A 9,554-nucleotide genomic window follows, 5' to 3' on the forward strand; every position below is an offset into this window, starting at 1 on the left:
CCGCCCACACCGCCGCCCCGCTCCGGCACAGGACCCTCAGGTCCTCCCGGGACGGGGCGGCGGGTGCATTCACGGGTGGTCCGGTGCCTGGCGCGGGCGGTCCGGTGCCTGGCGCGGGCGGTCCGGTGCCTGGCGCGGGCGGTCCGGCACCCGGTGCGGGTGGTCCAGCGCCTCCGCCAGGACCTCGGCCAGATGGCGTCCCGGGCGGTCCCCCAGCTGGGACAGTTGCGTACGGCAGGAGAAGCCGTCGGCCAGGATCTCCGCCTCCGGGGACGACGCCCTTACGGCGGGGAGGAGTTGGTCCTCGGCGCAGGATACGGAGACGTCGTAGTGGCCGCGTTCAAAGCCGAAGTTGCCGGCGAGGCCGCAGCACCCGCCGCTCAACTCGCCTGTCAAGCCGGCCAGTTCGCGTAGTCGTCGATCGGGACCGTCTCCGAGCACCGCATGCTGGTGGCAGTGCGTCTGGCCGGCGACGGGGCGGTCGATGCGGGGTGGGCGCCAGTCGGGGGCCAGCGTTGTCAGGGACTCGGCGAAGGTCAGGACGGAGGAGGCGAGGCGGGCGGCCCGGGGGTCGTCCGACAGCAGCTCGGGGAGGTCGGTGCGCAGGGCGGCGGCGCAGCTGGGTTCGAGGACGATCAGGGGGTGACCGTTGGCCACCAGGGGGGTCAGCGCGTCGACCGTACGGCGCATGACGGCGCGGGCGCGGTCGAGCTGGCCGGTGGAGAGGTAGGTCAGGCCGCAGCAGAGGGGGCGGTGGGGGCTTACCCGTACCCGTCCTGCCCATACCCGTACCCGTCCTGCCCGCACTCGTGCCCGTCCTGCCCGTGACCTCCCGGAACGCGGCGGCGCGGTCGGGGGGAGGAGGGGGCGCAGGCCGGCCGCCTCCAGGACCCGTACGGCGGCACGGCCGACCTCCGGGGAGAGGAAGTTGGTGAAGGTGTCGGGCCAGAGGATCACGGTGCGGCCGGAAGCCGGGGGCCGGTGGCGCCACCACCAGCGGGTGAAGGGTTCGGTGGCCAGAGCGGGGATGGGGCGCTCGGGGGCGATGCCGGCGAGGCGTTTGGCGGGGGCAGCCAGGGGCGTACGGGCGAGGGCGTTGAGGACGGGGGCGACGGGGGCCGCCGCGCGGAGCCATTCGGGGAGGCGGCCCATGGAGTAGTGGGCGGCGGGGCGGAGGCGGCCCGCGTAGTGGTGGTGGAGGAATTCCGCCTTGTACGTGGCCATGTCGACGCCGACCGGGCAGTCGCTGCGGCAGCCCTTGCAGGAGAGGCAGAGGTCGAGGGCGTCGCGGACCTCGGGTGAGCGCCAGCCGTCCGTGATCACCTCGCCGGCCAGCATCTCGTGCAGGAGGCGGGCGCGGCCACGGGTGGAGTGCTGCTCCTCGCCGGTGGCGCGGAAGGAAGGGCACATGACGTCGGGCGAGGACGGACTCAGCGTCGCATTACGGCATTTGGCCACGCCCACGCAGCGGCGTACGGCGGCGGAGAAGTCGCCGTTGTCGTGCGGATAGCCGAATGCGACCGGGACCGGGCGCCTCGGCAGGACGGCGAAGCGGAGGTTCTCGTCGAGGCGGGCGGGCCGTACGAGCATGCCGGGGTTGAGGCCGCCCGCCGGATCCCACAGGTCCTTGAACCGCTCGAAGAGCCCGACCAGCTCCGGCCCGTACATCTTCGGGAGGAGCTCGGCACGGGCCTGCCCGTCGCCGTGTTCGCCGGAGAGGGAGCCGCCGTGGGCGACCACCAGGTCGGCCAGGTCGCCGGAGAACGCGCGGAAGCGGCGGATGCCGGGCGGTGTCATCAGGTCGAAGTTGATGCGGACGTGGACGCAGCCGTCGCCGAAGTGGCCGTAGGGGGTGCCGCGCAGGTCGTGCTGGGCGAGCAGGGTGCGGAAGTCCCGTAGATATGCGCCGAGTTGGGGTGGCGGTACGGCGCAGTCCTCCCAGCCGGGCCAGGCCTCACTGCCGTCGGGCAGCCGGGTCGCCGTACCGGAGGCGTCCTCGCGGATCCGCCACAGGGCGCGTTGGCCGGCCGGGTCGGTGACGACCGTGTGGGCGGTGGCGCCGTCCGCGGCCGCCGTCCGGCAGAGCGCCTCGGCGCGGGCGGCCGCCTCGCCGGGGCTCGCACCGCCCATCTCGACGAACAGCCAGGCGCCGCCCTTGGGCAGGCCGGACGCGCTGCCCACCAGGTCGGACGCCATGCCCTCGACCGTCATCGGCCGATGCGTGAGGAGGGTGTGGGCGGCCTCGGCGGCAGCGCTCTCGTCGGGGTATCCGAGGACGGCGAGCACCCGGGCGGCCGGGGTCTCCACCAGCCGTACGGTCGCCTCGGTGAGCACCCCGAGGGTGCCCTCGCTGCCGGTGAGGGCACGGGCGAGGTCGGTGCCCGCCTCCGGGAGCAGCGCGTCCAGGGCGTACCCGGAGATCCGGCGGGGCAGGTCCTGCGGATAGCCCGTGCGCAGCACCGCCAGCTCCCTCTCCACCAGGGCTCCTACGCCCTCGCGGAGGCGCGGCGGGAGTCCGGTGGGCGCGCCGGCGGCATCGGTCCCGCGGGAGGCCCGCACCGGCTCCCCGCCGTACGTCAGCAGCCGCAGTTCGTGGACGTTGTCGGCGGTGGTGCCCCAGGCCACCGAGTGCGAGCCGCACGAGTTGTTGCCGATCATGCCGCCGAGGGTGCAGCGGCTGTGGGTGGAGGGGTCGGGGCCGAAAGTGAGGCCGTGCGGGGCGGCGGCGGAGCGCAGGTCGTCGAGCACCACGCCGGGCTGGACGACAGCCGTACGGGCCTCCGGGTCCAGGGACACGATCCGCCGCATGTGCCGGGTGAAGTCCAGCACCACGCCGGTGCCGGTGGCCTGTCCGGCGATGCTGGTCCCGCCGCCTCGGGGCACGACCGGTACGCCGCGTTCCCGGCACACCCGGAGTGCCGCCGCGACGTCCTCGCCGTCCCGGGGGGCGACCACCGCCCGGGGCACCCGCCGGTAGTTGGATGCGTCCATGGTCATCAGCGCCCGGTCGGCCGCGGTGAACGAGACCTCCCCTCGTACCGCGGCCGACAGCTCCTTCGCGAGGTCGCGCTGCTGCGACTCGTGTTGCGACTCGTGCTGCGACTCGTGCTGCGTCTCGGTGCGATCAGCCATGTGTCCAGCCTGCCCACCGGGGCAGGGTCATACGACGACCGGCTCGCCGACCGCCCGTAACCGTCCAGAACAGTCCAGAACCGTCCAGTCCGCCTACGACCCGCCTGTCCGCCGTACGGCCCCTCGTCACCACGGTTTAGGCTGCCTCCGTGGCTGATATCCAGATTCCCGCTGACATCAAGCCCGCCGACGGACGGTTCGGCGCGGGCCCCTCCAAGGTGCGAACGGAGGCGCTCGACGCGCTCGCCGCCACCGGTACCTCCCTGCTCGGTACGTCCCACCGCCAGGCCCCGGTCAAAAACCTGGTCGGCAAGGTGCGGGACGGCATCCGCGAGCTCTTCCAGCTCCCCGAGGGCTACGAGGTCGTCCTCGGCAACGGCGGCTCCACCGCGTTCTGGGACATCGGGACACACGGCCTGATCGCGCGCAGGTCCCAGCACCTCACCTTCGGCGAGTTCTCCTCCAAGTTCGCCAAGGCCGCCAAGCTGGCCCCGTGGCTGGAGGAGCCCAGCGTCATCTCCGCCGACCCCGGCACTCATCCCGCCCCGCAGGCCGAGGAAGGGGTGGACGTCTACGCCTTCACCCACAACGAGACCTCGACCGGTGTCGCCATGCCCATCAAGCGCGTGGCCGGTGCCGACGAGGGTGCCCTCGTCCTGGTCGACGCCACCTCCGGTGCCGGCGGCCTGCCCGTGGACATCGCGGAGACCGATGTCTACTACTTCGCTCCGCAGAAGTCGTTCGCCGCCGACGGCGGGCTGTGGATCGGCGTCTTCTCCCCCGCCGCGATCGAGCGCGCCGAGCGCATCCACGCCTCCGGCCGCCACATCCCGGAGTTCTTCTCGCTCCCCACCGCGATCGACAACTCCCGCAAGAACCAGACGTACAACACCCCGGCCCTCGCCACCCTCTTCCTGCTCAACGAGCAGCTGGAGTGGATCAACGGCCAGGGCGGCCTGGACTGGGCGGTGCGCCGCACCGCGACCTCCTCGCGCACCCTCTACGGCTGGGCCGAGGACTCCAAGCACGCCACCCCGTTCGTCACCGACCCGGCCAAGCGCTCGCAGGTCATCGGCACGATCGACTTCAACGACGACATCGACGCCGCCGCCATCGCCAAGACCCTGCGCGCCAACGGCATCGTCGACACCGAGCCGTACCGCAAGCTCGGCCGCAACCAGCTCCGCGTCGCGATGTTCCCGGCCGTCGAGCCGTCGGACGTCGAGGCGCTGACGTCCTGCATCGACTACGTCATCGAGAAGATGGCCTGACGTCCTGACGTCGATGGCCTGACGTCGATGGCCTGACGTCCTGACGTCCTGACGTCCAGGGTCCAAGGAATCCGGGCCGTCGCCTCACCAGCGCGTGAGGCGACGGCCCGTCCTTCAGCCCGGGCATATCGCCGTCCGGGAAGGGGGAAGTTCACCGGCTGAGCTTCTGGAACCTCCGCACCGCGAGCGGAAGGAAGATCAGCGTCAGGACCACCGGCCACACCCCCGCCATCAGCAGCGCGTGCTGCTCGACCCAGGCGTCGCCGGCCACCGGATTCCCGAACAGCTCACGGGTGGCGGCCGCCGTGGAGGAGATGGGGTTCCAGACGGCGATCCAGCCCAGCCAGTCGGGCATCAGCTGCGGTGCCACGAAGACGCTGGAGATCATCGTCAACGGGAAGGCGACGGCGAACAGCCCGCCCGCCGCCTCCGGGTTCGGCACGAGCAGCCCGAGCCACACGCCGATCCAGATCAGCGCGAACCGCAGCCACAGCAGCAGCCCGAAGGCGGCGAGGAAGCCGAAGCCGCCGTCCGGACGCCAGCCCATGGCGAACGCCGTCAGCATCATGATCGCCAACTCCGCGCAGGCGACGATCAGATCGGTCACCCCACGCCCCGCCACCACGGCCGACGAGGCCATGGGCATGGAGCGGAACCGGTCGATGACGCCCTTGGTGGAGTCGTGGACGACGAGGGTGGCGGTGTTGATGAAGCCGAACGCCATCGTCATCACGAACATCCCCGGCATGAGGAAGGGCGTGTAATCCCCGCCGCCGGGCACCTTCATCGCACTGCCGAAGACGTATCCGTAGAGCAGGACGGAGAGGATCGGGAAGCCCAGCTGCCAGGCGATGTTGACGGGTTGGCGCCGGTAGTGGGTGAGGCCGCGGCGGACGATGTTCGTGACGTCGGCGAGGAGCCAGTACAGGCGTCCGCGGGTGGCCGGGAGAGTCGGGTCCGCAGCGCTCATGCGGCGGCCTCCTTCGCTTCCGTACGGTGTCCGGTCAGGCGCAGGAACACATCGTCCAGGCTCGGTCTGCGCAGTCCGATGTCCTCGACCTGGACACCCTCGTCCCGCAACGTCCGCGCCACCTCCGTCAGGGCGGAAACCCGGTCGGTGACCGGGGCGTGCACCCGCAACTCCGCCTCGTCCGCCTCGGGTTCGCCGTCCGAGACACCGGCGACGACCTTCACCACCTGCGGGATGTCGGTCCGCTCGGCGACCACGACCTCGATCCGGTCGCCGCCGATCCGGTTCTTCAGCCCGTCCGGGGTGTCATCGGCGATGGCCCGCCCCTGGTCGATGACGGTGATGTGCGAGGCCAGCTTGTCGGCCTCCTCCAGGTACTGCGTGGTCAGCAGGACGGTCGTACCGTCCGCCACCAACGCCCGGACGGATTCCCAGACTTCGCCGCGGCTACGGGGATCCAGCCCCGTCGTCGGCTCGTCGAGAAAGAGCACCGTCGGGGCGAGGATCATCGACGCGGCGAGGTCGAGTCGGCGCCGCATACCGCCGCTGTAACCGCCGGCACCCTTGTCGGCAGCGGCGGTCAGGTCGAACTGTTCCAGCAGCTCGGCGGCGCGCAGCTTGGCCCGCTTGCCGCCCAGGTGGAACAGCCGGCCGAACATCTCCAGGTTCTGCCGGCCGGTGAGCACCTCGTCCACGGCCGCGTACTGCCCGGTGAGCCCGATCCGGGCGCGCACCTCGTGCGGCCGCCGGGCCACGTCCAGGCCGGCAACGGTCGCCCGGCCGCCGTCCAGCCGTACGAGCGTGGAGAGGATGCGGACGGCGGTGGTCTTGCCCGCGCCGTTCGGGCCGAGGAGCCCGTGCACGGTGCCCTCGCGGACGGCCAGCTCGAAACCGTCGAGGGCGCGTTTCTCCCCCGTACCGCTTCTCCAGAGCCTCTGCGTGTATGGCGTAACCCTCCATGAGCCCCTCCTGGTCCCTCCCTCAGCAATTGAGTACACCGTACCCGATTACGCGTACGACGTACCCAGTTTTCCGCCGGGATCTCATCGGCGCCTTAAGCTGAATCCCATGACAGGCAGCAGTAGTGGCGGAACGGAGACCAGCGGCAGCGGCGACATCGCCCGCACCCTCGAACTGCTGTGGGACACGGGCCGACGCCCCAGCCGAGGCCCCCGGCCGACACTGACACTCGACCAGATCGTGGAAGCGGCCGTCCGCATCGCGGACACCGAGGGCCTGGACGCGGTGTCCATGCGCCGGGTGGCCGCCGAGCTCGGCACCGGCACCATGTCGCTGTACCGCTATGTCCCCGGCAAGGCCGAACTGCTCGACCTGATGCTGGACCGCGTCCAGCGCCCCTCCGACGACCCGGCGGCTCCCGGCGACGGCGACTGGCGCCCCGCCCTGGAGGCCATTGCCCGTCTGTCCCTGGCCCGCTACCAGCGCCACCCCTGGCTGCTCCAGGTCGACCAGTCCCGGCCACTCATCGGCCCGAGTGCCCTGGACGCCATGGAGCGGGCCTTCTCCTGGACCAAGCCGATGGGACTGTCCGACCCCGAGCTGCTCTCGGCGGTCATCGTGATCGACTCGTACGTCATGGGCGCCGCCCGCACCCGGTTGTACCAGCAGGACGCGGAACGCCGGACGGGCCTGACGGACGCGGAGTTCTGGCAGGCCCAGAGGCCGATGCTGGAGAAAGCCATGACGTCCGGCCGCTACCCCACCCTGGCCTCGCTCTCCGAAGACACCTTCGGCCCCGACTTCGACCACTTCGAGTTCGGGCTGCAGCGGATCTTGGACGGACTGGAAGTACTGGTCGCAGAACGCGGCAAGCGGAAGCAGAAGGAGAAGGAGAAGGAGAAGGAGAAGTAACGGAGAAGTAGAAGTAGGCGTGGGCTGTCCGGGCGGAGAAGACTGCCGGCCAGCCGCCCTCCTAGGAGCGCCGCCGGAGTAGTCGCCGTACGGCCACGACCAGCCCCGTCGCCAGGGCGAGGACCAGCGCGCCCTTCACGAAGCTGGGGTTCAGGTCCGCTCCCTCGCCCTCTGAACTCCCCTTGCCGTCAGGGTGTTTGGCGCCTTCGCCACCGTCCCCCCGATCGGCCTCGCCCGAGCCATCGCGCTCCGCCACCGACTCCGGCAGTTGGTCGCCGCTCAGGCCGACCGGTGTGACGTCGCTGTCGCGGCCCTCGGAGCCGTACATCAGGGTGCGGCCGTCCGGGGTGAAGCTGACCGATTCGCCCTGCCGTTGGATCGGTACGCCGACGCTGCCGAGGTCCTGGGGGCCGGGATGGCCGCCGCCGTCCCGCCAACGGTAGATCCGGGCGCCGAAGTAGCCGCGCAGCACCAGCCGGGTGCCGTCCGGGGAGAACGCGCCGTCGGTCGCCCACAGGTCGACCGGCGCGACCTTGCGGAAGGTGTTCGTACCGGTGGTGCTGAGGCGCCCGGGCCCCTCGTACAACGCCCCGCTGCCGTCCTGCTTCTTGCTGGCGATATAGACCCGGCCGGTCTTGGGGTGCACCATGAGCGCCTCGGCGTCGCGCGGGCCGTCCGCATACGTCACGGTGTACTGGGTGGCGGTGACGGTGGCATCGTGCAGTTGCCGGGGCTCCGGGAAGCGGTAGATCCATACGTGGTTCCACGTGCCGCCGAGGTTGTCGCCGATGTCGCCGACGTAGACGGCACCGTCCGGGCCGATGGAGATCCCCTCGACATCGCGCGGCTTGCCGATGCCGCGCAGGGTGATCCTGGCGACGGTACGGCCGGTTCGTCCGTCGACGGCGTAGACGTACGGGCCGTCATCGCTGTCGTTGTGGGTCCAGTAGATACCGGGGTGTGCGTGGCTGGCGGCCAGGCCGCTGGATTCGGTGATGCGCGGGTCGCTGATCGTGAAGCCGTCCGGCTCGTCATGGGCAGCGGCCGGTACGGCGACAGCAGGCGCGGCGGCGGCCGGCGCGGCGGCGGCCGGTACGGTTCCGGCCGCCCAGAGGATCCCCGCGGCACCGGCCGCGCACAGAAGCGAACGCATGGGCACAGACTGCCATCCCCGGGGGCCCCTTGTGGGGTGGCGCTGGTGCCACCCCACAGAGTGGCCCCAGTGCGATGGATCGCGAGGAGCAGGGCCTGGAGCATCAGTGCCGTACGCGTACGTGCCGCACGTGCAGCACGTACGGCACGTGCGGCATGTGCAACACGATTCCTTCCTCGTCCTCTTCAGGAGCACTGAGTGCCGAAGTCCGGAAAGTCATGGTGGACCCTGCCCACCCTCGCGAACGCGCTGGCGGCCGCCGCCGTCGCAGCCACCGCCCTCCCGGCTCCGGCGGCCGCGGCCGCAGCCACAGCCACGAGGCCGCACCAGGCGGCGTCGCCCCCGATATCCGCCCGATACGCGAACCATCGGTCTGCACTGTTGGCCTCAGCTCACGGGACGCTGCTGGTTGTCGATGTACTGGCGTACGACGGTGAGCGGCGCCCCTCCGCATGAACCGGCGAAGTAGGAGCCGGACCAGAAACGTCCGCCCCACAGGTACCGACGGACGTGGGTGTCGTACTCCTTGCGCAGCAGGCGGGCGGAGACGCCCTTGAGACTGTTGACCAGCTTGGAGAGCTGGACTTTCGGTGGGTAGTGCACCAGCAGGTGCACGTGATCGTGCTCGCCGTTGAACTGCTTCAGCTCGGCCTCGAAGTCCTCGCACACCTCCCGCATGATCTCCTCACACCTGTTCAGCATGGCGTCGGTGAAAACGCCGCGCCGGTACTTGGTGACGAAAACCAAGTGAGCGTGCAGGTTGTAGATGACATGACGGCCGGTGCGTACATCGGGATTCGGATTCCACCGTGGCGACATGAGCCAAATGATACGCTCGCGATCGTGAGTCAAGTCGCCTTGGTGAAGCGGCAGTTCGGGCATCGGGCCCGGCTTGCGCTGTCGCCTGCCGAGGTGGCAGCGGCTGACGCGCAGGCGCATGCGGCCCGCACGATGTGGAACCTGCTGCACGCCTGGTGGCAGATGATGCCGAAGGACAAGCGAACCCTGGCGAACGCGGATGCCGCGATTCGGCAGGCCCGCAAGGACCTCGATTTCCTCGCCGTCCTGCCCGCCCAGGCCGCGCAAGCAGTACTGAAGACGTACGTCCAGGCGTGGAAGAACTGCCGGGAAGGCCGGGCAGGCGCCCCGAACTTCA

General features: G+C 70.9%; 6 protein-coding genes and 2 pseudogenes. 3 read left to right on the forward strand and 5 right to left on the reverse strand.

The annotated features are described in order from the left end of the window. Nucleotides 1-69: 69 nt before the first annotated feature. Nucleotides 70-3,132 (reverse strand): FAD-binding and (Fe-S)-binding domain-containing protein, encoded by a 3,063-nt coding sequence (locus ACFY12_RS05180; RefSeq protein ID WP_390714313.1) that lies wholly within the window; start codon nucleotides 3,130-3,132, stop codon nucleotides 70-72. Between the two features lie 149 nt (nucleotides 3,133-3,281). Between ACFY12_RS05180 and serC the strand changes: the two genes are divergently transcribed. After that, nucleotides 3,282-4,403: a phosphoserine transaminase gene (serC, locus tag ACFY12_RS05185; RefSeq protein WP_390714314.1), complete on the forward strand. Its 1,122-nt coding sequence runs from the start codon at nucleotides 3,282-3,284 to the stop codon at nucleotides 4,401-4,403. 151 nt (nucleotides 4,404-4,554) lie between these two features. Here serC and ACFY12_RS05190 read toward each other — a convergent pair whose 3' ends face one another. Continuing rightward, entirely contained in the window at nucleotides 4,555-5,373 is an 819-nt protein-coding gene (locus ACFY12_RS05190) for an ABC transporter permease (RefSeq protein WP_390714315.1), read from the reverse strand. Then, nucleotides 5,370-6,333: pseudogene (locus ACFY12_RS05195) on the reverse strand (ATP-binding cassette domain-containing protein). Before ACFY12_RS05195 ends, ACFY12_RS05190 begins: the two are co-directional and overlap by 4 nt. Nucleotides 6,334-6,441: 108 nt before the next feature. Here ACFY12_RS05195 and ACFY12_RS05200 point away from each other — a divergent pair. After that, nucleotides 6,442-7,245: a TetR/AcrR family transcriptional regulator gene (locus ACFY12_RS05200; protein ID WP_390714316.1), complete on the forward strand. Its 804-nt coding sequence runs from the start codon at nucleotides 6,442-6,444 to the stop codon at nucleotides 7,243-7,245. Between the two features lie 61 nt (nucleotides 7,246-7,306). Here ACFY12_RS05200 and ACFY12_RS05205 read toward each other — a convergent pair whose 3' ends face one another. Beyond that, nucleotides 7,307-8,398 (reverse strand): hypothetical protein, encoded by a 1,092-nt coding sequence (locus tag ACFY12_RS05205; RefSeq protein ID WP_390714317.1) that lies wholly within the window; start codon nucleotides 8,396-8,398, stop codon nucleotides 7,307-7,309. 387 nt (nucleotides 8,399-8,785) lie between these two features. After that, complete coding sequence (gene tnpA / locus ACFY12_RS05210; RefSeq protein WP_390714318.1) at nucleotides 8,786-9,217, reverse strand: IS200/IS605 family transposase; 432 nt, start codon at nucleotides 9,215-9,217, stop codon at nucleotides 8,786-8,788. A gap of 24 nt (nucleotides 9,218-9,241) precedes the next feature. Here tnpA and ACFY12_RS05215 point away from each other — a divergent pair. Next, nucleotides 9,242-9,554, forward strand: a pseudogene (locus ACFY12_RS05215) (RNA-guided endonuclease TnpB family protein); the annotation flags it as partial.

Origin of the sequence: Streptomyces sp. NPDC001339 (assembly GCF_042895955.1) — a bacterium.
Lineage (GTDB): Bacteria > Actinomycetota > Actinomycetes > Streptomycetales > Streptomycetaceae > Streptomyces.

Bases quoted from the DNA above. Each gene is read 5' to 3' on its own strand.
- ACFY12_RS05180 (WP_390714313.1), bottom strand. From the start codon at position 3,132: ATGGCTGATCGCACCGAGACGCAGCACGAGTCGCAGCACGAGTCGCAA.
- ACFY12_RS05190 (WP_390714315.1), bottom strand. From the start codon at position 5,373: ATGAGCGCTGCGGACCCGACTCTCCCGGCCACCCGCGGACGCCTGTAC.
- ACFY12_RS05200 (WP_390714316.1), top strand. From the start codon at position 6,442: ATGACAGGCAGCAGTAGTGGCGGAACGGAGACCAGCGGCAGCGGCGAC.
- ACFY12_RS05205 (WP_390714317.1), bottom strand. From the start codon at position 8,398: ATGCGTTCGCTTCTGTGCGCGGCCGGTGCCGCGGGGATCCTCTGGGCG.
- tnpA (WP_390714318.1), bottom strand. From the start codon at position 9,217: ATGTCGCCACGGTGGAATCCGAATCCCGATGTACGCACCGGCCGTCAT.